A 23,089-nucleotide genomic window follows, 5' to 3' on the forward strand; every position below is an offset into this window, starting at 1 on the left:
CCCTTACATATCTGAATGCACTGTGCTTCTTCTCTTCAGTACCACGGTGCAGTTCTGGGCTGCATGGAGGTTTCACAGGGCAGCATGGATTGCCTTAAGACACAAAACTGCAAACATGAATACACTTGTTAGTGTGGGTACCTTTTCAGCCTATATCTACAGTCTTATTGCAACCTTTTATCCATCCATATTCACAAGAGGCGGTATGGAGCCTCATGTATATTATGAAACATCTTCTGTTATTATCACCCTTATACTTCTTGGAAGGCTTCTTGAGGCAAGGGCAAAGGCAAGGACTTCTGAGGCCATAAGAAGGCTCATGGAACTCCAGCCAAAAACTGCAAAGGTTTTAAGAAACGGTGTTGAGATGGATATACCGGTTGAGGAGGTGATTCCAGGTGATTTTGTAATAGTCAGACCAGGCGAGAGAATTCCAGTGGATGGAAAAATAATTGAGGGTTCATCTTCAGTGGATGAGTCAATGCTTACTGGGGAGAGCCTGCCAGTAGAAAAATCCCCTGGTGATTCTGTTTATGGTGGCACTGTTAACAGGGCTGGCACATTTAAACTGATCGCCGAGAAGGTCGGTAAAGAAACCGTACTTTCAGGGATAATAAGACTTGTTGAAGAAGCACAGGGCAGCAGGGCACCCATTCAGGCGCTTGCTGACAGGGTGGCAGCAATCTTTGTACCTGCAGTGATCACTATTGCAATCATTACATTCATTATATGGTATGTTGCAGGTCCATCCTTTACACAGGCACTCATGAATTTTATTGCTGTTCTTATTATTGCCTGTCCCTGTGCCCTTGGGCTTGCAACACCTACTGCTATTATGGTTGGTACTGGAATAGGTGCTGAAAGGGGAATTCTTATCAGAGATGCTCAGGCAATTGAGATAGCAGGAAAGGTCAATACAGTCGTTCTTGATAAGACAGGGACAATAACTAAAGGCAAACCCGAGGTTCTGGAGATTACCAATTTGAGCGAGTTCTCTGATATAGAGCTCATGAGGCTGGCTGCCTCTCTTGAGAGGCTATCGGAACATCCAGTTGCAAAGGCGATCGTGGATAAGGCATTGAGTATCTCAGGGCAGAATTCTATTATCCTTGAGGAACCTCTTTCTTTTAAGGTGGAACCCGGAGGTGGTGTTAGAGGAGAATTTCTGATAGGAGATAAGAAAAATGAGATGATAATCGGAAGTGCTGATTTCTTAAAAAATATGGGCATCGATATCTCTTCCTTAGTAACCTATGAAGAGGATATTTCAAAAAGGGCTATGTCTCCAGTCTTAATAGCCATAAATAATAAGGTGAAGGGAATATTTGCCATTGCTGACCCAGTTAAGGAAGGCTCAAAGGAGGCTGTGGAGGCATTAAAAAATCTTTCGATAGACATAATAATGATTACAGGTGATCATATGTTAACAGCAGAGGCAGTTGCGAAAAAGGTAGGTATAGAAAGATACTATGCAAGGGTAAAACCGGAAGAGAAATTACAGCTTATAAGGAAGCTTAAGGATGAAGGAAGAATAGTTGCAATGGTGGGTGATGGAATAAATGATGCACCAGCTCTGATGGAGGCACATGTGGGTATTGCCATGGGCACAGGTACTGATATAGCAATGGAGTCGAGTCAGATCACTCTCATGCGGGGAGACTTAAAGAGTGTTGTGAGTGCAATTAAGCTCAGCAAGCTTACAATTAAAACCATTAAGCAGAATCTCTTCTGGGCATTTATTTACAATATCACAGGAATACCAGTTGCAGCAGGAGTGCTCTATCCTTTTGGAGGTCCGCTGCTTAATCCCATGATAGCTTCTATTGCCATGGCGATGAGTTCAGTTAGTGTTGTTACCAATTCGCTAAGGCTCAGAAGAAAGGCAGCTGTGATTTAATATTTTTCATGCATTTTCTTAATCGCTATTTTTGCTGCCTCTGTCTGTGCCTCTTTCTTACTTTTTCCAGAACCTGTTCCGAAGAATTCACCATTAATGTATATATTTACTGTAAAAACCTTTTTATGTTCTGCTCCGTGCTCTGCTATGATCTTATATTCAGGAAGTTTTCCGTATCTTTCAAGAGAGAGTTTCTGGAGCTCTGATTTTGGATCGAGTATTAAATCTGCTGAGGTCAATTCTTCAAATTTTCTTCTGAAAAGTCTTGATATCAGTTCTCTTGCATCTTCTAGACCACCATCAAGGAATACAGCACCAATCAGTGCCTCCAGACAGTCAGCAAGTATTGAGCTCTTCTGTCTTCCGCCTGTATGTTCCTCTCCCTTGCCAAGTAATAAATACTCTCCGAGAAAGAGTCCTTTTGCTATTTCAAAGAGCACGGATTCCTTTACCAGATAGGCCTTGAGGCTCGCCAGTCTTGATTCATCCTCTTCAGGAAATCTCCTGAAGAGATATTCTGATATTATAAGACCGAGAACAGCATCTCCCAAGAATTCCAGCCTTTCATTATAAAAAGGAGAGTCTTCAGGTCTTTCGTTATGGAAGGATTTATGTGTAAGGGCCTCCATCAGGAGGGCCCTGTTTTTAAAGGAATAACCTAAGGAATTTTCAAGCTCCTGAAAATTTTTTAAAGATGAGGCAGGCATTTGTTCCACCAAATCCAAAGGAATTGGATATGGCACAATTAACCTCTCTATGTCTCGCCTTATTGGGTACATAATCAAGGTCACAAACAGGGTCAGGTTTTTCAAGATTTATTGTTGGAGGGATAAGATTGTTATAAATACTCAGTATTGTTATTACTGCCTCGACTCCACCTGCTGCTCCAAGCAGATGGCCTGTCATGGATTTTGTTGAACTTACAGCAAGCCTGTAGGCATGCTCTCCAAAGACCTTTTTTATTGCCATGGTTTCGAGCTCATCTCCATATTTTGTTGATGTGCCATGAGCATTAATATAATCAACTTCTTCAGGCTTTATACATGCATCCTTAAGTGCAGCTTCCATACATCTAGCCGCACCCTCTCCTTCGGGAGCAGGTGAGGTGATATGGTAGGCGTCACCGCTCATTCCGTAGCCGATGATTTCTGCGTATATCCTTGCCCCTCTTTTTAAGGCATGTTCGAGCTCTTCAAGAATCACTATTCCAGCACCCTCTCCCATCACAAAGCCATCCCTGTCAATATCAAAAGGTCTGCTTGCCCTCTCAGGTTCATCATTTCTTGTTGAAAGGGCTTTCATAGCAGTGAAACCAGCTATACCCATTGGAGTAATTACGGCCTCTGTACCGCCAGCAATCATGGCATCAGCTTCACCACGCTGAATGATCCTGAAGGCATCTCCTATGGAATGGCTTCCTGTTGCACAGGCTGTGCAAGGAGAAGAATTCGGTCCCTTAGCACCATATCTTATTGATACCTGTCCTGCAGCCAGGTTGATTATAATCATTGGAATAAAGAAAGGAGATATCCTTCTGTGCCCCTTCTCAAGGAGGGTTCTGTGATAATGTTCTATCATGGGCAGTCCTCCCATACCAGAACCTATTATCACACCAACCCTTTGAGCATTCTCAGGAGTTATTTTAAGGCCTGAGTCCTTCATTGCCATTTCTGCGGCCGCAATAGCAAAGTGTATGAACCTGTCCATCTTTTTTATCTCTTTCTGTTCAATATAATTAGAGGGATCAAAATTCTTTACCTCAGCAGCAATCTGGACAGGATAGCTGGATGCATCAAAGAGAGTTATTTTACCAACACCAGATTTTCCCTGAATAAGAGCCTCCCATGTCTCCGAGACTCCTATTCCCAGAGGTGTAACCAGACCCAGACCTGTAACAACTACCCTTCTTTTTTCCATGACTTAATCAGGCGTTAGAGGTTTTTTTCTTAATATACTCTATTGCATCCTTAACCTTTACAATCTTTTCTGCATCTTCATCAGGGATCTCAATATTAAAGGCCTCTTCAAAAGCCATGACAAGCTCCACCGTGTCAAGCGAGTCTGCACCGAGATCCTCTACAAAGGAAGACTCAGGAGTGATATCAGCAGGATTCACTCCAAGTTGTTTTGCTATAATTTCCTTTACCTTCTCTTCCATTAAAACACCTCCAGAATTTTTAGAAAAATATGAGCACCCTTAAGGTGCCCTGAGATTTCAAGAGGCTAAGCCTCTTATATGACTACATATACATTCCGCCATTAACATGAATAACCTGACCGGTTATATATCCTGAAAGAGGTGATGCGAGAAAAACCACTGCATTGGCCACATCCTCAACTGTACCGAACCTTCCAAGGGGTATTGCTTTAAGCATCTCTGCTTTAACATTTTCAGGTAATGCCTCTGTCATTTTTGTCATAATGAATCCCGGAGCTACTGCATTGACTGTGATATTTCTGCTTGCATATTCCTTCGCAATAGTCTTTGTTAGACCAACCATACCGGACTTTGATGCGCTGTAATTAGCCTGTCCGGGGTTTCCCATAAAGGCAACCACGGAGGCTATATTTATTATCCTTCCATACCTCTGCCGGGACATGACCTTTACAGCCTCTCTTGAGCATAGAAACACACTCTTAAGATTAATTGCAATCACTGAATCCCAGTCTTCCTCCTTCATTCTGACAAGCAGGGCATCTCTTGTAATGCCTGCATTATTTACAAGTATATCAATCCTCGTCATTTTTTCAATTATTTCCTTAAATGCCCTTTCCACATCTTCACTTTTTGAGACATCAAATGAAAGGTCATAGGCACTTACACCAAAATTAGAAGCTATTTCTTCTGCAGTCCTCTTTGCCTCCTCAGCAATGATATCGCATATGACAACAGAAGCTCCTTTTTTAGCAAGGGCCTCTGCAATTGCCCTTCCTATACCTCTTGCAGCACCTGTAACAACTGCTACCTGGTCTTTGAATTCCTTTTCCATTGGATTACATTTACCTCCGCATATTTTATTATTTAGCCTTAATTATAAAATAACTGATGAATTTTTGTCACTTAATTAGGGCAAGCAGTAAAATGAATTTTTATTAATCCCGGTACATTTCTAAAAATTATAGTTCTAAAATGACATAATTTTATCGGATATTGTATTTCAAAGTCAATTTTAAGTTATAATAAAAATACTTTTTCAGGAGGTCAAGATGCCCAAGGTATATCTTATTGATGTAACAAACAGGGATGGTGTCCAGACATCAAGGATTCTTCTTCCCAAATTATCAAAAACCATGCTGAATCTCTATCTTGATGAGATGGGAGTTTATCAGAGTGAAATAGGTTTTCCAACGTTGAAGCATGAGGTCAATTATATAAACGCAAATCTCGAACTTGCTGAAATGGGCGTGATAAAAAGGCTTCACCTTGAGGGCTGGTGCAGGGCTGTGCCAGAGGATGTGGAACTAGCCTTCAAGAACTGTCCTGGCCTCAAGCATCTCAATATCTCCATGTCAACATCAGATATAATGATTCAGGGAAAATGGCAGGGTAAGAAGACATGGAAGGACCTTCTTAAATCTGTTCTTGATGCCATAAAGGTTGCTAAAGACAAAGGAGTTCAAACCCTCGGAGTAAACGCCGAGGATGCCTCAAGAACAGAGCTTGATAGACTTATTGAGTTTATCATAGCTGCAAAAGAGGCAGGAGCTGACAGGTTTAGATACTGTGATACCCTTGGTGCTGATGACCCGATTACCATCTATGAAAGGATAAAAGCCCTTGCCCTTGCTACAAAGTTTCCAATCGAGATGCACTGCCATAATGACCTTGGAATGGCAGAGGCTGTCTCTGTTGCAGGAGCTCAGGGAGCAGTGGAGGCTGGCGTGGATGCCTATATAAATACAACTGTGAATGGATATGGTGAGAGGGCAGGAAATTGCGATCTTGTATCAACTATCCTTGCCCTTAAGTTTTCTCATGGAGTGAAGGAAAAGCTTCACCTTGATGAGCATGTAGACCTCAAGATGGCTTGGAAGATTTCAAAATATGCTTCCTATGCATTCAATCTTCCAATTCCTATAAATCAGCCTGGTGTGGGTGCAAATGTCTTTGCACATGAATCAGGTATCCATGCAGATGGTGCTCTTAAAGACAGAAGAAATTATGAGCTCTTCGATCCAGAGGATGTAGGAAGAGGTGAACCAGAACTTCTTGAAACTGGTCGGGTAATAACAACTGGAGAATATGGAGGAATCAAGGGTTTCAGGTATGTCTATAGCAGGCTCGGCATTGAGTTTCATGATGATAATGAGGCAAGGAGGATACTTGAACTTGTCCAGTATGCTAATCTTCATACGCAGAAACCCCTTACAGATGATGAACTCAGGTTCATTGCCAGGTATCCAGAGATAGTAAGGAAGATATTAACAGTTAATCCCTGATCTGCATGGAGCCAGAGAGGTTATACATACTCAAAGCATTAAATATCAAAAATCTATCCATTCTCTCTTCATATGGTAAAAGGGGGCTTAATCCCTGAAACTTTATCATGTGGTTTGAATTATTTATAATCTTACTTCTTATAATATTTAACGGCTTTTTTGCTGCCTCAGAGATTGCGGTTGTTACAGTAAGGCGATCAAGGGTAAAGCAGCTAATTGATGAAGGTAGAAAAAACGCAGAAATCCTCTTTGCCCTGAGGAAAAATCCGGATAGATTCCTTGCGACCATACAGATAGGTGTTACCATGGCAGGTGCCTTTGCCTCTGCCATAGGTGGTGCAGCGGCAGTTGAGATAATAAAACCTGCTATACAACAATTACCTCTTCCTATGGTCTCTTATTATGCTGAGGCTATAGCAATTGCTATTGTTGTAGCCTTCATTACTTATATATCCCTTATATTCGGTGAACTGATTCCAAAGTCCATTGCCCTTGCCAATCCAGAAGGTATTGCCCTATTCGTTGCTCCTTTTATAGAAAAATTTTCAGAGATTACAAGTGCAGGTGTTAAACTTCTTACAAAAAGCACAGAGCTTATCTTGAAACCCTTTGGAAAAAAGGCTTTTACCGAAAGGGGATACATATCAGAAGAAGAGATAAAATTGTTACTTGAAGAAGGGGGAGAGCAGGGCGTCTTTGAACCTGAGGAGAAAAAGCTAATCCACAGTGTCTTCGAATTTACTGATACCTTTGTAAAAGAGGTTATGATACCAGGACCTCAGATGGTTACCATTGGTATAAACATGAGTCCAGAAGAGGTGAAGGCTATTATTGCAGAAGAGAACTTTTCCCGTTATCCTGTCACAGGAAAGGATCTCAATGATATTAGAGGTATACTTTATGCAAAGGATTTCTTTAATGTACTGAGCACATCAGGAACAGTGGATATCCGAAAGATTATAAAACCTCCTTTCTTCGTTCCGGAAACGATGAAGGTGAGCAGGCTCCTTAGAGAAATGCAGAAGAAAAGGATTCACATGGCGATTGTTATAGACGAATATGGAGCTGTGACGGGGCTGGTTACCCTCGAGGATCTCCTTGAGGAGATAGTGGGCGAAATAAGGGATGAGTATGATATCGAAAGTCCAGTGATTGAGCTTGGAGATGGGACACTCCTTATAGATGCCTCAATAAGTATTACGGATCTCAAAGAGGATTATTCCATTGAGCTTCCCGAGTCTCCTGAATACGAGACCCTCGGAGGCTTTATACTCACACACCTTCAAAGGATACCCGAGCAGAATGATGTGGTTGAGCTTGAAGGAATGAGGTTGAAGATAGTTGAGATGGTTGGTCAGAGGATATCAAAGGTTAAACTTGAAAGAAATAAGTTAATGAATAATTAAGGGAGTCTATTTGAAGGAAGAACTCATTGATGAACTTGCAGAACATTCAGGAATACTGCCAGGATATTTTGATATAAAAGGAAATTATCATCCTGTTCCCACTGAGACAAAGGCTGCCATTCTTGAGTCACTGGGTTACGATATAAGTTCTAATGAATCCATTAAAAAGTCAATTGAAAAAAAGCGTTTTTATCCCTGGCTTGATTTTATAGAGCCTGTTCATGCTATAAGTCTTTCTGAGACCTTAAATATTTTTATCTATATTCCTGCTGAAAGAAATGAGGAAAGAAGAATAGGTATTAATCTCACCTTTTACGATCAGGAGGGCAGAAAGATCAAGGATAAAGAAATCCCACTTCTTGTTGAGGAAGAAAGCATCATTAATAACAGGAGATATTTAAAGATAAAATATGAAGAAAAGGAGCTGACACAACAGGGTTATTATAACCTTGAGCTTGATATCATCCATCCAGATGAATCAATTAATAAAATTAAAAAAAAATCAAGGATCATTATTGCACCTGAAAGGTCCTACCTGCCACCTGAACTTGAAAGAGGAAGGTGCTGGGGCCTTTCTGTGAATCTCTACTCCATCCGTTCCTCAGAAAACTGGGGTATTGGAGATTTCGGAGACCTTAAAAGGCTTATTCCCTGGCTTTCTGATCTCGGAGCATCCCTTATTTCTCTTAATCCGCTTCATGCAATACCGAATACCTTACCTTACGGAATAAGTCCCTATGCTCCTCTGAGCAGATTATATAAGAATTACATTTATCTCGATATTTCCCTTATTGATGAAATAAAAGAAGATTATCTTCAGAAACTGAATGAATCACTAAGGAGTGTTAAAGAGAGTGCTCTTATTGAATATGACCGGATAGCCTCTCTAAAACTTCAGGCCTTAAAAAAGGCCTTCAGAGCATTTGTTGATAGAGAGTTTAAAAATAATACGGAACGGGCTGAAAGATTCCGTAATTATATTAATACTGAATCAGAGGATCTAATACTCTTTGCTGCTTATATGGCCCTTTCAGAGCGATTCAGGACCACAGACTGGCAGAGATGGCCAGGAGATTTCCAGGAACCTGAAAGTCCCACAGTAAAGAAATTTATTATAGAAAACAAGGAGGAGATTTTATTTTTCCAGTATATTCAGTGGTTGATAGATGAACAGCATAAGGATCTCTATAGAGAGTGCCGTGAGAGGAGTCTCATTATTGGCCTCGGTCATGATCTTGCCATAGGTGCTATGAAAGAAAGTTTTGATGTCTGGTCAAATAAAGGACTTTTTGCCCTAAAAATGTCACTGGGTGCGCCACCTGATGATTTCAGTCCTGATGGACAGAACTGGGGTTTTCCGCCACTGATTCCGGAGAGACTCAGGATTAAGGGATATGAGCCTTTCATAAAGGCTCTCAGAAAGAATATGCAGCACTGTGGTGCAATCAGAATTGACCATGCCTTCGGTCTTTTCAGACAGTTCTGGATTCCTCAGGGAAGAACTCCGTCAGAAGGTGCCTATGTGAGATTTCCTTTTGATGAGCTTCTTAAGATTATAACTCTTGAGAGTGTAATGAATACTACCATAATAATAGCAGAGGACCTTGGTACAGGACCTGAGAATGCAAGAGAAGAGCTTAAAAAACACAGAATGCTTTCTTACAGACTCTTTTATTTCGAAAGAAAATATCCTGAGCAAAACTTCCTTGAACCCTCGGGATATCCTGAAATGGCTCTTACAGCAGTGACAACCCATGATCTTCCAACAATTTATGGATTCTGGAAGGGAGTGGACATAGAACAGAGAAAAAATCTAAAAAAATATCCTGATGAAAGGTTCTATATTTCTCAGATAGAGGAGAGGATTAAGGACAGAACTCTGATAATTGAGGCCTTAAAGAGGGAAGGAATACTTGACAGCAATTATGAATTACCAGAAGAAATGACAGAGGAACTCTGTCTGGCAATATATAATTATCTTGCAAGGACTCCGTCAAAGATAGTGCTTGTGAGTCTTGATGATATTCTCGGTGCACTCAACCAGCAGAATATGCCTGGCACAATTGATATTTATCCAAACTGGAGACAGAAGACAGTTAAGATGCTTGAGGATATATTGCGTGACGAACGATTCAAATTACTTGCCAGGATGTTTGAAAAGGAAGGAAGAAATATGGTGGAGCTGAGCGGGATCGAACCGCCGACCTCGTGAATGCCATTCACGCGCTCTCCCAGCTGAGCTACAGCCCCAGTAATTTATTTATACCAGCTTTATCGAGATGTTGTCAATAGCAATTGATAAGGTTCTGATATAATTTATTCATGGAGCGTATTCCTGAGCCAGAGCTAATGGATGATCCTGAGCAGGTTCATGCTTATGCAAGTGCAAATTTTTCTGAACCTGACAGCGAGTTCATGAGACTGTTTATTGACCTATTCGGAAGGGATGTAAGGGGGTATGTTCTTGACCTTGGTTGCGGTCCGGGTAATATATCCTTCAGATTTGCGGGTACCTTTCCTGACTGTATTGTCCATGCGATTGATGGCTCAAGGGAAATGATAAAAATGGCCAGAGAATTTCTATCAGAGACTCCTGAACTGAGATCAAGGCTTTTTTTTATTGAGGGGATTTTACCGGACATAAATCCTCCTCTTCGGTTTTATGATGTAATAATCAGTAACAGTCTCCTGCACCATCTTCATGATCCACTTATTTTATGGAATACAGTAAAAAGATTTTCAAGAGAAAGCTCTATTATATTTGTAAGGGATCTTAAGAGACCCTCCTCAGAGGAGGAGGCTATGAGGATTGTAGAAACCTATTCAGGAAATGAGCCTGATATATTAAAGAGAGATTTTTATAATTCTCTACTCGCTTCTTTTACAGTACAGGAGGTAGAAGATCAGCTCCTAAATACAGGTCTTGATTATTTAAAAGTAAAAGAATCAGGTGACAGACATTTAATAATCTACGGGGGGATTAAGCATGGAGACCATTCCAGCGATACTTGGGTCTAAGAGATATGTGTCTGATAATTTTATTGAGATAAAAAATCCTTTCTCAGGTGATGTTATCGCAAGGGTCTCAAAGATTAACAGAGAATTATTCGAAAGAGCACTGGATGAGGCCTTTAGGTCGGAGAGGATAATGGCAGAACTTCCATCCTATAAAAAGGCAGAGATACTTGAGAAGGTCTCTGATATGCTTTTAAAGAATAAAGATGAACTTTCAAAATTAATCACCCTTGAGAATGGTAAACCAATCAGTGAATCAAGAATAGAGGTTGAAAGGGCTGCACTCACATTTAAAATAGCTTCTGAAGAGGCTTCAAGATTAAACGGAGAATTTTTAAGGCTTGACAGGAATCCTCTTTCAGAAAAAAGGTGGGGGATTGTCAGGAGATTTCCCTCAGGAACGGTTCTGGGCATAACACCCTTTAATTTTCCTCTAAATCTTGTTGCCCATAAGATAGCTCCTGCAATTGCATCAGGTAATCCTGTTATTATCAAGCCTTCATCAAAGACACCTCTTACAGCCATAAGGCTCGGAGAGCTTCTGATAGAGGCAGGCATACCAGAGGGTTGTCTAAGTATCCTTCCATGCTCTTCAGAGATTGTGGAAGAATTTATATTTGACAGCAGGATAAAGGTTCTGAGTTTTACAGGTAGTGCCTCAGCTGGCTGGAGATTGAAAAAAATTGCATTCAATAAAAAGGTGCTTCTTGAGCTTGGTGGTAATGCAGGCGTAATGATAGACAGGGATTGTAATCTTGAGTTTGCAATAAGAAGATGTGTAAAAGGTGCTTTTTCCTATTCAGGCCAGATATGTATCTCTGTGCAGAGGATTTATATCCACGAAGATATCTATGATGATTTCGTAAAGGGTTTTGTAGAGGCTGTCTCCTTTCTTAAGATAGGAGATCCTCTTGATGAGACTATTCATATAGGACCGCTTATAGATGAAGAGAATGCAATAAGAATTGAGAACTGGGTCAATGAGGCACTGAGGAACGGTGCTAAACTTCTTACAGGCGGAAGGAGAAAGGGTAATTTTTATGAGCCCACAGTAATAACTGACGTAAGTTCTGACATGAAGATTGTTTGTGAAGAGGTATTCGGTCCTGTTGTTACACTAACAAGGGTAAAGAGTTTTGAGGAGGGCATAAGGGCGATAAATGATTCAGCCTATGGCCTACAGGCAGGTGTATTTACAGAGGATATTCAGAAAGCCTTTTTCGCCTTTGAGCATCTTGAAGTCGGCGGGGTCATTATCAATGATGTTCCTTTATACAGGGTTGATCATATGCCCTATGGTGGAGTGAAGATGTCAGGATTCGGCAGGGAGGGTGTAAGATATGCAATTGAGGAGATGACAGAATTGAGACTGATGGTTATAAATCTTAAAAAAAATTAAAGGGAGGCATAGCCTCCCCTTAAAAAACTCTTACTGTGTCTTTTTTGGTGCTGGAGCTGGTGCTGGTTGCGGAGCTAACTTTTCAGCAAGTCTCCTCTCATCCATACTATCAAAGATCTTTACATCCTTCGGAGCTTTCTCTACCTTTGAAGGATGGCAGACAGCACAGAAGGTCTCCATCTCTTTGCCAGCCTTTGTATCAACCCTGAGATATTTATAATTGGGATTTGATGGATGGGGATCATGACATCCGGAACATTCAAGTTTACCATCTCTTAAAAGCCCCTGGGGAACTGTGGCAACCTTTGGATTTGGTGTAACACTGAAAGGATGGCTCATTGCACCTGATATAGGAGCAATGCCAGCACCACCTCTCTCAGGTGTCTCATGGCATCCAAGACAAAGTGCAGTTACCCCTGTGTAGGGTGTCTTTGTCTGAGGATTTAGTGCTTTTTTGTTGGGTTCAACAGCGAAAATAATGTCTCCCTTTGCCGTGTGAATAGCGTGGCAACCTGTGCAGTTAAGAAGCTCATGCTTTCCTGCGCCATGGACAATGACAGGAATTAAAAGAACCAGAAATAGAGGTACCAAAATCTTCATAAAACTCCTCCTCAAGTTCATAAATTATTAAACAGGAAAGGTCCTGAATTTTCCTCAGAAAAAAATAAGTTTAGATAATCATAATACAGGGATTTTAAAGATGTCAATCATGTATGATTTTGCTCATAGAAGGAGTTGCAGGCTTCTTAATAAACTAAATTATGAAACCTTCTGTTCCAGAAAGAGGTCTTGTTGTTGCTGTCGAAAGAGACATGGCAAAAGTTATGCTAGTAAGTGGAGAGGCCTGTAGGGGTTGCAATCAGGCAAGGATTGGACTCTGCCGTGCAGCTGACCTATCAATAATTGTGGCAGTAAAGAATACACTTGGTGCTCGTATTGGAGAGACAGTCACCATCGGCATTGATGAGGGTATAAGAATAAGAGGTTATTTATTTGCTTTTATTATTCCACTGCTGTCACTGTTCTTAGGTACGATTATAGGAGTATTTTATAATAATATCTTTCCTATAAAGAGTCTGGATGTTATTTCAGGGTTTTTGGGTCTCTTTGCAGGTTCTCTTTTCTCTTTGAGATCGTTAAAAAGACTCGATTCCAAATCATATCTTGTTATAAGGTCAATCCTTTCTGCCCAAGACATAAATCTTGACAGTAAAGGAATACATTGAGAGTTTTCCATCTGTGATGCCAGATTAATGACATTTGTTAATTTATAACATACCTTTATCTTTAAATCCTCAGTTGAAATCCCTTTTAATTTCTGATAACCTTTAAAAAAGGAGGAAATTGGTGAAGGAACGGGTTCTTGATTTAGTGGTTGAGATCATTTTTGGAAACCTATCTCATCAGTATCGAAAGATACTCTCAAAGGAGTTTCAGATAAAAAGATTTAAAAAAGGTGATGTAATTTTCTACCAGTCAGATCAGAGCACAGACCTTTATATTGTTCTTGATGGCTCTGTTAAGGCTTCACTTCTTAATGAAGAGGGAGATGAGCTTACCCTTGCTGAGTTCAAAAAAGGTGATTTTTTTGGTGAGATGAGTCTCATAGATGGAAAACCACGCTCTGCCACGGTTACTGCCCTTGAGGATTCTGAGCTTGCAATTCTTACAAGGGAGAGATTTATAGATGTCCTCAAAAAGGAACCTTCCATAGCACTTGAGCTTTTAAGCACCCTTGTGGAAAGACTCAGGACTGCCAATGGCGTAATAGAATCACTTGCCTTTCTTGATGTGGAAGACAGGCTCGTTAAACTTTTCTCTGCAATGTTAAAGGAGTGCGGTGAAAGGGTAACCCCAGGTTTTTATAAAGTTAAAAAATACACTCACAGGGAACTTGCCTCAAAGATAGGTGCATCAAGGGAGGCTGTCACAAAGGCACTGAAGGCTCTTAGTTTCAGAGGACTTTTAAAGGAAATGAAAGATGGATATCTTTTGAGCCATAAGATTTTTTCAGATAATGCCGAATATAGAATGAGATGAGAGTAGGTATTTTCTTTAAATTTCTATTCATAATAGGGATAATAATACTTCCCCTTATTATATTTTCATTTTTCCATTACCATGAAATGGTAAAGCATGAATTCAGACACTTTGAGGAGCATGCCCTGATTATTTCAAGGAGGATATCTGAAGAGATGGACAGGGTTGCACAGGGGGCATGGGCTTTACTAAGAGGACTTGCTGTACATCCATCAGTGATCAATCTTAACTCAGAAGGATGTGATAATCTTGCAAAGAAAATTCACAGCTCCCATCCCGAGTATCTTAATATTCTCGGTGCAAGGATGGATGGACAGAATTTCTGTAGTGCTGTTCATGATCCTTTATTCAGAAGACTCAATTACAATGACAGGGAGTGGTTTCAGGAAGGTAAAAAGGGAAGGCCTCATGCAGGAAATGTGCATATCTCTAAATACTTTAAGAGGCCAGCAGTTATGCTAACAATGCCTGTATTTCATAACAATAAACAGGTTGCTGTGCTTGGTGCAGCCCTTGATCTTGAAAGTCTTTCCTCAAAGCTCAGGGAATCCATAGGTTCCAATTTTGAAGCAGAGATCATAATACTTGACAGAACCGGTGAGGTAATGATCAATACAAAGAATCCGGGAAAGACCATAGGGATAGACCTCACGAAAAAGGAAGGAACCCTGATTACAAAGGGAGTTGATGGTGTAGAGAGGATTTATACTTTCACCACATCTTCTAATGGCTGGAGGATAATAACAGGTATACCTGTAGCCAGAATTGAAGCACATATAAATAAGATGAAAAGGGATTATTTTGGTGCAATGTTCATCCTTTCAGGAATTGGACTACTAATAGCACTAATGTTTTCCCTGAGACTGAAAAAGGACCTCAAACTCCTTCTTAATGGTATAAACCTCATAGAACAGGGAGATTATTCAACAAGAATTCATCTACAGGGTAAAGATGAGATGGCAAGGCTTGCAGGTGCCTTTAACAACCTTTCTGAGAGACTTGATGCAGTTCACAGTGCCCTTAGGGAAAGGGAAGAATTTTATCGAACCCTGATAGAAAACTCCTCTGATATAATCCTGATTGCACAGAAGGATGGAAGGTTGGTATATGCAAGTCCCTCTGTAAAGAATCTTGGCTATAAGCCTGAGAATATTAACGGAAGGTCATTATTTGAATTTCTTGACCCATTTTATATACCCGAGGTAAAAGGAAAGATTGACCATGCCATCAATACACCTGATGAAATAGTCTCAACAACAATCAGGGCATTTTCTGCTGATGGTTCTTTAAGGATACTTAGTGCAAAGGGAAGGTATCTCAAATCCAGGGATTACCTTATTATTAATTGCATGGACATAACAGAGGAGACAAAAAAGGAGGTCCTCCTGAATGATGTGCTTAGTAGCATAAGTGAAGGCTTTTTAATACTTGACAGGGATATGAGGATAGTCTCTGCAAATAAGGCCTATCTGGAGAGGATGAAAACAGACCTTAGCAGAATAAAAGGAAGATTCTGCTGGGAGGTCTCTCACAGAACAAAGGAGCCCTGTTACTTTCTTGGAGAGGTCTGCCCTGTAAAGGAGACCCTGAGAACAGGTGAGCCAGCAATAGCAGAGCATGTGCATTATACTGATAAAGGAGAGACAATCCATGTTGAGATAAGGTCTTATCCAATCAAGGATATTTCAGGGAATGTTACTAATGTTATAGAGGTAATCAATGACCTAACAGAGAAGAAAAGGCTTGAAGCCCAGCTCATACAGGCACAGAAGATGGAGGCAGTTGGTCAGCTTGCAGGTGGGGTTGCCCATGATTTTAACAATATCCTTACAGCAGTGAGTGGTTATGGAAGTCTTCTTGATATGAAGCTTCCAAAGGACAGTCCTCTTAGAGAATATGTTGCCGAGATTATGAAGGCTGTTGAGAGGGGTTCAAATCTTGCAAGGGGTCTTCTTGCCTTCAGCAGGAGACAGCCAGGAAATCCCAGGCCTGTTGACATTAATGATATTGTCAGGATGGTAATGAAACTTCTCAGCAAATTAATAAGAGAGGATATAGAGCTAAGAACAGAGCTATCAGATGAAAATTTAATAGTAATGGCAGATGCAGGACATATTGAGCAGATTCTCATGAATCTTGCCACTAATGCAAGGGATGCCATGCCAGAGGGTGGAGTTCTAACGATAAAAACTGGAAGTGTAGTTATTGATGAAAAATTCAGAGATATCCATGGATACGGAAAACCAGGTGAGTACTGTCTCATTTCTATCTCTGATACAGGAATTGGCATGGATGAAAATATAAAATCCCATATATTTGAGCCATTCTTCACAACAAAGGAAGAAGGTACCGGTCTCGGTCTTTCAATAGTCTACGGACTTGTTAAACAATATAATGGATATATAAATGTTTACAGCGAGCCAGGTAAGGGTTCAACCTTTAAGATATACCTTCCTATTTACAGGGCGAAGGATAAGTCTGAATTATTCCAGAAACAACAGACCCTCTTTATAAAGGGCCTTGGAGAGACTGTCCTTGTTGTTGATGATGATCCGACAGTGAGAGAATCTTTGAAGAACATTCTTGAGTTTGCTTCCTACAGAGTTATTGAGGCATCCGATGGAACTGAGGCTCTTAGTATATATAAAAACAAAAGAAATGAGATTAACCTCGTGATAACTGACCTCATAATGCCAAAGATGAACGGTAAGGTTCTTTATGATGAGATAAAGGCAATCAATCCATCACAGAAAATAGTGTTCATGAGCGGTCACACAGCAGAAAGTCTTTACAAGCAATACCTGCCTGAAAAAGGGGTGTTACTTTTTAAACCAATCCTTCCCTCAGAGTTTCTAAGAAAGATAAGAGAGGTTCTGGAAGAACAGGTGATAGTCAAATAGATTAATTGAATCTGGTATAATATTGAAATTTAATTTTAAGAACAGGGAGGATTTTTTATGCTCATTATTGCAGAGAACCTTAATACCAGAAACAGGTCCTACATAAATGCCCTGAGGTCAAAAGATAGAAAGGCCATAGCGGATATTGCCGAGAAGATAGCCCAGAAAAAACCTGATTATATAAATATCCAGTGCTCACTTGATGGCACAGGTGATGAGGATAATCTACCACTGGTTACTGAGATAGTTATCAAGGCTACTGGCCTGAAAGTCTGTCTTGATTCACGAAACCTTGAGGCCTTAAAAAAGGCTATAAACTTCTGCAAAGAGCCACCTCTAATAAATTATCTTTCTGCGGATGAGAAAAATCCAGAGGAATTTTTCAGTCTGGTTAAAAGATCAGGTGCAGGTCTGATCCTGAGGGCACTAAGGGGTTCTGTTCCAACAACCCTTGAGGCAAAACTCATGATACTTGAAGATCTTATTGAAAAGGCAAATCTCGCAGATATACCTAATGAAAGGCTTTATGCTGACCCATCGGTAGTACATATAGGAGGTGGTGCAGGTCAGGACCATGTGGTGAATGTAAGGGACTGCCTTATAGTTCTTAATGAGATGGTAGAACCACCGGTAAATACCATTGCCTGGATAGGAAATATCTCAACTGCATCACCAAAAAATATAAGATCAAGACTCAATTCAGCCTTTCTCCTCTACCTTTCCGGTGCAGGACTTGATTCAGCTATTGTGGATATCTTTGATGAAGAGGTTATTAAGGCCATCTATTTAATCAAGGCATTCAGGGATGAGATAGTCTTTTCACCTGCACAGTTTGGAGTTGAGTAATGAGAGTTCCACTTATTGCAGCCAACTGGAAGATGAATAAGACAACTCAGGAGACCAGAGACTTTATAATTCAATTTACTCCAATGGTAGCTGGAATTGAAGGAGTTGAGATAGTTATAGCTCCACCATTTACATCACTTGCTGTAGCAGCAAAATTTCTGAAAGGCTCGGGTATAAAGCTTGGTGCCCAGAATATCTTTTATGAAAAGTCAGGTGCCTATACAGGAGAGATATCTCCATTGATGATAAAAGATTGTGGTTGTGAGTATGTAATAATTGGGCATTCTGAAAGGAGACAGTATTTTCAGGAAACAGATGTAATTATAAATAAAAAGCTCAGGGCTGCACAGGAGGCTGGTCTTTCTGTTATACTATGTATTGGCGAGACAATTACTGAGAGAGAGCAGGGTAAGACTTTTAATGTTATCAAAACTCAGCTCATAGAAGGCCTTAAGGATGCAAAACCAGAATCTCTTGTTATTGCCTATGAGCCTGTATGGGCAATCGGAACAGGAAGGACAGCAAGTGTAGAGCAGATAAGAGAGGCCCACGGATTTATAAGAACAGTGCTTAGAGATATATTTAAAGAAGAGGCTGAGCATATTAGGATTCAGTATGGCGGTAGCGTGAATCCTGAGAATGCTTTTAAGATATTGAATATTGATAATGTTGATGGAGCCCTTGTGGGTGGAGCGAGTCTCAAGCCCGATAGTTTTACAAGTATAATATTAGCAAAAGGAGTAAGGAGATGATAACACTTTTAACAATTATTCACATACTTGCCTGTATTTTTTTAATATTTATAGTGCTTATACAGAGCTCAAAGGGTGCAGAGGTCGGAGCAGCCTTTGGTGGTTCAAGCCAGACTATCTTTGGGTCAAGAGGAGCTGCAACCTTTCTTAGTAAGGTTACTGCTGTAATTGCAACACTTTTTATGATTACATCCCTTGTGCTATCAATTGCAGCATCGAAGGGAACGAGTGTTGTTAAAGAGACTACAAAGCCACCGGCCCAGACACTTCCTCAGGAGCCATTGAAGGTCCCTCCCACAGTACCGCCTCCTGATAAGAAATAGATATTTGAGTAGATTAGGACAGCATTTTCTTTTTGATCCTTCTATCCTTAAAAGGATAGTTGATGTTTCAGGAGTAAAAAAGGAAGATACGGTAGTTGAGATCGGTCCTGGTCACGGTAGACTAACCAGGTTGCTTTCTGAAATAGCGGCTAGGGTTATCGCTATCGAGCTCGATCACCTGCTAATAAAAAAACTCAAGGATGAGCTTAAGGATTATTCTAATATTGAACTTGTTGAAGGCGATGCCCTTAAATACCCTTACTTTAACCTCGGACCTTTTAAGGTTGTTTCAAATATCCCTTACTATATTACTACACCCCTGATTTTCAGACTCCTGGAAGCTGATAATCTTCTATCCATGACACTTACAGTTCAGAAGGAGGTTGCTATGAGGATAGTAGCCGTTCCAGGTACAAAGGATTATGGTGTTCTTTCGCTCATGGTTCAGTATAGAGCTATTCCCGAGATAAAATTTTTCATTCCCAGAGGTGCCTTCAGACCTGTACCAAAGGTTGATTCAGCAGTGATTCATATAAAGATGCGGGACAGCCTTCTTAAGCCCGGATATGAAGATTTATTTAAAAAGATTGTTAAGACTGCCTTTTCAAAGAGAAGGAAGACGATATTAAATTCATTAAAAGGGGTTTTTAAGGATTTTAATATTGAGTCAATCCTTGAGTCCTGCGGTATAGATCCCGGAAGAAGGCCTGAAACACTGAGGCTAGAGGAGTTTATAAAAATTGCAGAAAGGATAAGATTCTTTGAAAGAAATAATAAATAGATTTATGATATCCTCTTTCAGGAGGTTGCTGTGAGAGTCCGGACAGTTATATAGACCTATCATGATTATATAGGGCTTGGAGATGAAAAGAGATAGAAATTATTGAAGGAGTGCTTTTAATGGTACCAGCTCCAGAGACATCAATTTATAGCTTCAGATATCCATTTCTTACTGAAAAAGATAGTGGATGAAAAAGGAATTGGTTATGTCTTTGGGGCTCCTATTGATGTGATTATCAGCAATGATAATGTAGTTAGCCTGAGATTATTTATATATCAAAAGATAGAAAGGCTTATAAAGAAGAAAGGTATATTTGGAGTTCCTGATATGATAATTGAGATTTTATCTCTATCTTCTCATTACAGGGATACTTATGAAAAAAAGGCTATTTATGAAAGGGCAGGTGTAAGAGAACACTGGCTTGTAGATCCCTGTATGAAGACTATTGAAATCCGGTACTGAAAAGGGGTAGATACGAACTTTTCTCAGAAGGAAGTTTAGAAGATGAGAGGTTTATTATAAGGTCTTCTGTTATTGAGGATATTCTTTTAGATTTAAAAGATGTTTTTAAAGAAGACCTCAGCCAATTTTAAGTAAAGTAAGACCTGTTGCGGGATCAAATTCCCTCTCTGCCCTTATTCCCTCTATCTCAATGATAATTGCCTCAAGCACTAGAAATACCTCTCCTGCTTCTCTTAGACATCCAACAGATACATTATCACCTCTACCGAAGGCTCCATGAAGGTGTATCTTTGGCTCCTCTGCCTGCCAGAAGATTGAGCCAATTGCAATAACTTCATTATTGTCCCTTATATCCTTCCATATGGGTTTTGGCGGAAGTTCATCCCGTTCAGGTCCTACAACTATCCTTCCTTTTCTTACCCCTCCAAGGAGATAAAAGACTCCTGCTCTTATATTTTCTTTTTTTGCAAGTTCCTGAAGATTTTTTAATATCTCTTCTCTGTCTTCAAATCTTGCAACAAATATCCTGCCTGCTCTTCCCTGAGTGTATTTCATGGCCTCCAGTACTCCTCAAATCTTTTATTTTTTGTTATCCATACTACATAGGGTGACTTAACCACATCTCCTTTCTCGTCAAATTTGATATCACCAAGTGCTCCTTTGAATTCAAGCTCATGGAGTTTCTGTGAAATCATTTTGCCATCTGTTGTTCCAGCCTCTCTGATTGCTGTAAGAAGGACATTCGTGGCATCATAGGCATAGATAGAATAAGGTCCTGGCTCTCCGAATCTTTCACGGTATTTTTTCAGGAATTCCTTTGCTGTAGGTAATTTTTCCGGGTCCTGTCCGAATGTTAAGTAAGTGCCCTCAGCAGCAGGTCCTGCAATTTCTATGAATTTTGGATCAATGGTGCCATCGCCGCTCATGAAAATTGCCTTTATTCCGATCTCCCTTGCCTGTTTTATAATAAGACCTGCTTCAGGATAGATGCCTCCAAAGTAGATAATGTCTGGTTTCTTCTCTTTTATTGCTGTTAGAACTGGTTTAAAGTCCTGTTCACCCTTTGTTATACCACCGTAATATACAATCTGAGCGTATCCTTCAAGAACTTTCTTTACCTCGTCAGCAAGCCCCTGACCGTAGGTGGTTCTGTCATGGATTATAGCTATTTTTTTGAGACCTAGTTTTCTTTTAATGAACTCAGCAGCAACCATTCCCTGCTGGTCATCCCGTCCACATATCCTGAATACATTTTTATACCCCCTTTCTGTTAGCTGGGGATTAGTGGATGCTGGAGTTATCATTGGAATATCTGCCCTGTGGTATATATCAGAAGCCGGTATGGAGCAGCTTGAATTAAAATGCCCTATAACCGCAACAACTCCTTGAGTTACAAATTTATTTGCCACTGATACTGCCTGTTTTGGATCAGACTGGTCATCTCCGACAAGTAAATTTATTTTTTTGCCGAGCACACCTCCTTTGGCATTCCATTCTTCCACAGCAAGGGTTACAGCATTTCTGAAGTCAGCACCCATTTTTGCCTCAGGTCCTGACATTGGTCCTGCTATTGCTACTGTTATGGTATCCTGTTTTTTACAGGCAATGAATAAAATTAATATTAATGCAAATAGAGTTGATAATTTACAAAGGGTGGACAGGGTAATCCTTTTCATATAAGCCTCCTTAAAAGATTTCTTCAAGTTAGATTTCAAGACCGATAACATTTCAATGAATAGTATCTTTCTGAATCCCTTTTTCAATCAGATTAAAATTGCCATCCCTGTTTTCATAGACCTCTATGGATTTTTCATCGGGATCAACAATCCAGTATTCCCTTACATTATGTTTTGCATAGGTTTTCACTTTGTGTACTTCATAATAGGCAGAGGAAGGCGAGAGTATTTCAATAATAAGATCAGGAGTACCCTCTATCTTTTTTTCTCCTTTAATATGAAGTCTGTCTTTTGATATAAAGATAATATCTGACTGATAAACCTCTATCTCTTCAAGATAGACATCAAGGGGTGCATGCAAGACCTCGCCGATTTTTTGATTTTTTTTTGCGTGTTCATAAATTATATACTCAAGTATTTTTAATATCCTCTGATAATATGGCATAGGTGATGGGCTGATGACAAGCTCTCCTTTTATGAGCTGATAGGGTGCTCCTTCAGGAAGTTTTTCATAATCCCTGTAAGTATAAATTCCTTTTTCAGCTGTGAGTGGCACTTCTGAACTCCTCTATTGCTTTTAAAAAGGCCCTTACATTTATTTCTGGATTTTCGTCTATTATACCAGAGGACACAGCTACTGCATCAGCACCATTTTTCATAACAGAGATTACATTTTCTGCCTTTATACCGCCAATAGCTACTACTGGAATTTTAACATATCTCTTGATCTCTTTTATAGATTCTGGACCCTTAGGAGTTCCAGCATCTTTAGTCAGAGTGGGAAATATAGGACCATATCCTATATAGCTGGCACCAGCCTCAGTTGCAGCAATGGCTTCGGTGAGACTGTGGGTTGAGATACCTATTATCCTTCCTGCGAATATCTTCTTTGCTATATAAATGGGTATATCGTCCTGACCGAGATGCACACCATCAGCATTTACAGCAAGAGCAAGATCAATAAAGTCATTCACAATCAATAGGGCATTGTATCTCCTGGTTAGTTCCCTTATGAGAAGGCAATCTCTATACTGAATCCTCTTTGAGGTCTCCTTACCTCTGTACTGAATCCACCTTATCCCTTCCTCAAGAAGTATCTCGACTCTTTTTATTAAATCCTTTAGTACTTCAGAAGAAGGGCATATTACCTGA

General features: G+C 40.2%; 23 protein-coding genes and 1 tRNA gene. 13 read left to right on the top strand and 11 right to left on the bottom strand.

The window, feature by feature from the left end; translation table 11 throughout:
- Positions 1 to 1,897: copper-translocating P-type ATPase (locus tag N2257_04555; GenBank protein ID MCX7793659.1), on the top strand; the 1,897-nt coding region annotated here is incomplete at its 5' end.
- Here N2257_04555 and rnc read toward each other — a convergent pair.
- The 4 genes from rnc to fabG form a co-directional block, all read right to left on the bottom strand.
- The gene (gene rnc, locus N2257_04560) at positions 1,894 to 2,604 is read right to left on the bottom strand and encodes a ribonuclease III (GenBank protein MCX7793660.1); all 711 of its coding nucleotides are present in this window, start codon (positions 2,602 to 2,604) and stop codon (positions 1,894 to 1,896) included. The two genes, N2257_04555 and rnc, sit on opposite strands and share 4 nt — an antisense overlap.
- A complete protein-coding gene (gene fabF, locus N2257_04565; GenBank protein ID MCX7793661.1) occupies positions 2,567 to 3,814 on the bottom strand; it encodes a beta-ketoacyl-ACP synthase II in 1,248 nt (415 codons plus the stop codon). Before fabF ends, rnc begins: the two co-directional genes overlap by 38 nt.
- A gap of 7 nt (positions 3,815 to 3,821) precedes the next feature.
- Positions 3,822 to 4,055, bottom strand: coding sequence for an acyl carrier protein (acpP, locus tag N2257_04570; protein MCX7793662.1), 234 nt, complete (start codon positions 4,053 to 4,055; stop codon positions 3,822 to 3,824).
- A gap of 82 nt (positions 4,056 to 4,137) precedes the next feature.
- Positions 4,138 to 4,887, bottom strand: a complete 750-nt coding sequence (fabG, locus tag N2257_04575; protein ID MCX7793663.1) for a 3-oxoacyl-[acyl-carrier-protein] reductase — start codon at positions 4,885 to 4,887, stop codon at positions 4,138 to 4,140.
- Positions 4,888 to 5,104: 217 nt separating this feature from the next.
- Here fabG and N2257_04580 point away from each other — a divergent pair, with 217 nt between their 5' ends.
- Entirely contained in the window at positions 5,105 to 6,337 is a 1,233-nt protein-coding gene (locus tag N2257_04580; GenBank protein MCX7793664.1) for a homocitrate synthase, read from the top strand.
- Between the two features lie 107 nt (positions 6,338 to 6,444).
- Entirely contained in the window at positions 6,445 to 7,743 is a 1,299-nt protein-coding gene (locus N2257_04585) for a hemolysin family protein (GenBank protein MCX7793665.1), read from the top strand.
- A 1,227-nt stretch (positions 7,744 to 8,970) separates the two neighbouring features.
- Here the strand turns inward: N2257_04585 and N2257_04590 are convergent.
- Positions 8,971 to 9,150 carry a hypothetical protein gene (locus tag N2257_04590; protein ID MCX7793666.1) on the bottom strand — a complete coding sequence of 60 codons (180 nt, stop codon included), beginning with the start codon at positions 9,148 to 9,150 and terminating at the stop codon, positions 8,971 to 8,973.
- Between the two features lie 767 nt (positions 9,151 to 9,917).
- Positions 9,918 to 9,993 (bottom strand) — tRNA-Ala (locus N2257_04595).
- A 72-nt stretch (positions 9,994 to 10,065) separates the two neighbouring features.
- Here N2257_04595 and N2257_04600 point away from each other — a divergent pair.
- Together N2257_04600 and N2257_04605 are read left to right on the top strand one after the other, a co-directional pair.
- Entirely contained in the window at positions 10,066 to 10,761 is a 696-nt protein-coding gene (locus N2257_04600) for a class I SAM-dependent methyltransferase (protein MCX7793667.1), read from the top strand.
- On the top strand, positions 10,730 to 12,157 hold the full coding sequence (locus N2257_04605; GenBank protein ID MCX7793668.1) for an aldehyde dehydrogenase family protein: 1,428 nt from the start codon (positions 10,730 to 10,732) through the stop codon (positions 12,155 to 12,157). Before N2257_04600 ends, N2257_04605 begins: the two co-directional genes overlap by 32 nt.
- 30 nt (positions 12,158 to 12,187) lie before the next feature.
- On the opposite strand, the gene N2257_04610 is transcribed toward N2257_04605, so the two are convergent.
- Positions 12,188 to 12,757 (bottom strand): hypothetical protein, encoded by a 570-nt coding sequence (locus N2257_04610; protein MCX7793669.1) that lies wholly within the window; start codon positions 12,755 to 12,757, stop codon positions 12,188 to 12,190.
- A gap of 161 nt (positions 12,758 to 12,918) precedes the next feature.
- On the opposite strand from N2257_04610, the gene N2257_04615 reads away from it, so the two are divergent.
- The 8 genes from N2257_04615 (at position 12,919) to N2257_04650 (ending at position 20,261) form a co-directional block, all read left to right on the top strand.
- Positions 12,919 to 13,383, top strand: a complete 465-nt coding sequence (locus N2257_04615; protein MCX7793670.1) for a SoxR reducing system RseC family protein — start codon at positions 12,919 to 12,921, stop codon at positions 13,381 to 13,383.
- Between the two features lie 121 nt (positions 13,384 to 13,504).
- The gene (locus tag N2257_04620) at positions 13,505 to 14,197 is read left to right on the top strand and encodes a Crp/Fnr family transcriptional regulator (GenBank protein ID MCX7793671.1); all 693 of its coding nucleotides are present in this window, start codon (positions 13,505 to 13,507) and stop codon (positions 14,195 to 14,197) included.
- An 86-nt stretch (positions 14,198 to 14,283) separates the two neighbouring features.
- Positions 14,284 to 17,097 carry a PAS domain S-box protein gene (locus tag N2257_04625; GenBank protein ID MCX7793672.1) on the top strand — a complete coding sequence of 938 codons (2,814 nt, stop codon included), beginning with the start codon at positions 14,284 to 14,286 and terminating at the stop codon, positions 17,095 to 17,097.
- Between the two features lie 57 nt (positions 17,098 to 17,154).
- Entirely contained in the window at positions 17,155 to 17,943 is a 789-nt protein-coding gene (locus tag N2257_04630; protein MCX7793673.1) for a dihydropteroate synthase, read from the top strand.
- Complete coding sequence (gene tpiA, locus N2257_04635) at positions 17,943 to 18,695, top strand: triose-phosphate isomerase (GenBank protein ID MCX7793674.1); 753 nt, start codon at positions 17,943 to 17,945, stop codon at positions 18,693 to 18,695. The genes N2257_04630 and tpiA overlap by 1 nt, the downstream gene beginning before the upstream one ends.
- Positions 18,692 to 19,018: a preprotein translocase subunit SecG gene (secG, locus tag N2257_04640; protein ID MCX7793675.1), complete on the top strand. Its 327-nt coding sequence runs from the start codon at positions 18,692 to 18,694 to the stop codon at positions 19,016 to 19,018. The genes tpiA and secG overlap by 4 nt, the downstream gene beginning before the upstream one ends.
- Positions 19,019 to 19,022: 4 nt before the next feature.
- On the top strand, positions 19,023 to 19,799 hold the full coding sequence (gene rsmA / locus N2257_04645) for a 16S rRNA (adenine(1518)-N(6)/adenine(1519)-N(6))-dimethyltransferase RsmA (GenBank protein ID MCX7793676.1): 777 nt from the start codon (positions 19,023 to 19,025) through the stop codon (positions 19,797 to 19,799).
- A 147-nt stretch (positions 19,800 to 19,946) separates the two neighbouring features.
- Positions 19,947 to 20,261: a Uma2 family endonuclease gene (locus N2257_04650; protein MCX7793677.1), complete on the top strand. Its 315-nt coding sequence runs from the start codon at positions 19,947 to 19,949 to the stop codon at positions 20,259 to 20,261.
- 117 nt (positions 20,262 to 20,378) lie between these two features.
- Here N2257_04650 and N2257_04655 read toward each other — a convergent pair whose 3' ends face one another.
- Genes N2257_04655 through thiE form a run of 4 tightly spaced genes read right to left on the bottom strand, consistent with a single transcriptional unit; the run spans position 20,379 to position 23,082 of the window.
- A complete protein-coding gene (locus N2257_04655) occupies positions 20,379 to 20,816 on the bottom strand; it encodes a DUF296 domain-containing protein (GenBank protein ID MCX7793678.1) in 438 nt (145 codons plus the stop codon).
- Positions 20,813 to 21,937 carry a branched-chain amino acid ABC transporter substrate-binding protein gene (locus N2257_04660; GenBank protein ID MCX7793679.1) on the bottom strand — a complete coding sequence of 375 codons (1,125 nt, stop codon included), beginning with the start codon at positions 21,935 to 21,937 and terminating at the stop codon, positions 20,813 to 20,815. Before N2257_04660 ends, N2257_04655 begins: the two co-directional genes overlap by 4 nt.
- A gap of 52 nt (positions 21,938 to 21,989) precedes the next feature.
- Positions 21,990 to 22,493, bottom strand: coding sequence for a Uma2 family endonuclease (locus N2257_04665; protein MCX7793680.1), 504 nt, complete (start codon positions 22,491 to 22,493; stop codon positions 21,990 to 21,992).
- Positions 22,477 to 23,082 (bottom strand): thiamine phosphate synthase, encoded by a 606-nt coding sequence (thiE, locus tag N2257_04670; protein ID MCX7793681.1) that lies wholly within the window; start codon positions 23,080 to 23,082, stop codon positions 22,477 to 22,479. The genes N2257_04665 and thiE overlap by 17 nt, the downstream gene beginning before the upstream one ends.
- Between the last annotated feature and the right edge of the window lie 7 nt (positions 23,083 to 23,089).

The sequence above is a fragment of the Thermodesulfovibrionales bacterium genome (assembly GCA_026417875.1).
Lineage (GTDB): Bacteria > Nitrospirota > Thermodesulfovibrionia > Thermodesulfovibrionales > CALJEL01 > CALJEL01.